At 25.7% G+C, this 2,061-nt stretch carries 2 protein-coding genes and 1 pseudogene; all 3 read left to right on the forward strand.

The features are described from left to right. On the forward strand, positions 1-426 hold a 426-nt coding region (locus E6248_RS15620; RefSeq protein ID WP_316341689.1), incomplete at its 5' end, for a hypothetical protein. 165 nt (positions 427-591) lie between these two features. Continuing rightward, positions 592-912: a CFI-box-CTERM domain-containing protein gene (locus tag E6248_RS15625; protein ID WP_316341690.1), complete on the forward strand. Its 321-nt coding sequence runs from the start codon at positions 592-594 to the stop codon at positions 910-912. 939 nt (positions 913-1,851) lie between these two features. Next, positions 1,852-2,061, forward strand: a pseudogene (locus tag E6248_RS15630) (FAD-dependent oxidoreductase); the annotation flags it as partial.

Genomic DNA, 2,061 nt, shown 5'->3' on the forward strand with positions numbered 1-2,061 from the left:
CTTAGAGAGTGTGAGTTAGTAAGTGATTTACGATTAACATATGAAGAACTTTGTATTTTAGAAAGAAGTTATAAGGAGATATTAGGAAAGTTTGATGATATCAATTTTCTAGTTAGTAGTATTAAATCCTTTGAAGCTACAACAACTACGATTTTAGTGTACGAGGCATTATATAAATATAGGAAAAGTTTTTGGGATAATATAATTGGACTGTTAAATATTGAGAGCAAGGATGTAAACCTTATTAAGGATACTTTTGTTAGTGTATTTAATTCTACTATAAGAAAATACAAATTAAAAATATTTAAAGATGTTGGTGGTTATAAAAATATAACTCCAATGATTTCTCATAGTGGAGTACCGAATTCAAGTTTAAGTACACTTTTTGAAATTGCTACAGAGTTTACAGACATAAAAGATATTTGACCAGAAGAAATTATAGAAAATATCAAATATTTTATTAGATATAAGGTTGATAAAACTATAGGTTGGATACAGGCTAATGAATATAAGACTCAAGCTAGAAAAATTAGTAATTATAGTACTACTTCTAGCTATAGCTATGAATCAAGTAGTGGGGTACTATGCTTCATTACAACTGCTACATGTGTTGCATTAAATAAAGAAGATGATTGTGAGGAACTATTAGCATTTAAGCATTATAGGGATACTGTTCTTATTTATGAAAGTGATGGTACAGAATTGATAAGAGAGTATTATAGAATAGCTCCAAGAATAGTTGAAGCCATAGAAAGCAATGAAAATTCAAAGCAACTTTATCAAAAGTTATGGAACGATTATATTGTTGAGGGATATGAATATTTATTAAAAAATGATATGATGAAGGCAAAAGAAACTTATATAAACATGGTTTTATCATTATGTAAAAAATATGATGTTGTGATTGTTTAAAATTATAAAAGTAAATATGAAATAGTATTAAAATAATAATTGTTTCTAATATAGGAGTAATAGTTTGATAAATCATAAAACTCTTATAATTGGGGTTTAAAGATAAGGGTTTAGGCCTATATTTGTTGAGTTAAATAAAGAAGGGTATTGTGAAAAGTTATTAGTATTTAAACATTACAAGGGTGATATTTTTATTTATGAAAGTAATGATTCAGAATTAATAAAAGAGAATTATAGGAAGTATTGTTGAAGCCTGTGAATATATAGCGTAGATAAGTATTCAGGACAAATTATTTTAAATATTTAATTAAAATAAGATGTATATAAAGGTGAGTGCTTAATAAAAGCATTTAAAGCAGTGAATAAAGTATCAATACAGTGTGATAGGACATTGGAGTTATTAGAATTAGTAGAGATACAAACATATTAAATAATAATATATATTCAAGAAATTTAAAATTTACAAAGGTTAATTATGAAAAATTTTATTGTAAATTTTAATAAAACTAAAGAAGAAGAAGAGAAGTTAATTGAGGAAGTTTATGTATATGATTCAATTTTAAATAATACATTTATTTTATGAAATTACCCAAGTATTAGAGTAAGTATTTAAATACTTGGGTTTTGTTTTAGTAATAGTATTGTGTAGTTGCAAATAAGTTATCAAGTTATATTAAAGTGATTACTAGGCAAATTATAAATACAAATAATCTTACTTAGTGTATAATGATTTGGAATAGTCAAATTTTGTTCCCACTTAGTAATAGTTCCAAATCCTCTATTAATAGATTTAGCAAATTGTAACTGAGTAAGTCTTAGGCTAAATCTCAACCTTCTTATTTTATCACCTATTGTTTTATCTGGTATAGTAGAAGCAAGTACTTCATTTATATTAAAAGTGAGTGGTGAAAATATTTCTTTAAAGGTGTCACTAGTAATGACCTTGTACATGCAAAGCTTATGACAACTTATTATCCATTAAAAAAATTAAGGAAAATAAAAGGTCTTGAAAATGCAAAATATGTAGATCCATATGCAGGTAGTAAGGGAAACTCTATAAGATATATGTCAGTTGCGCCTAGAACTAATGACTTAAAGGTAAATGGAGTAGATAATTTATTCTGTGCTGGAGAAAAATCAGGATTATTT

It is taken from the genome of Clostridium sp., assembly GCF_032552055.1.
Lineage (GTDB): Bacteria > Bacillota > Clostridia > Clostridiales > Clostridiaceae > Clostridium.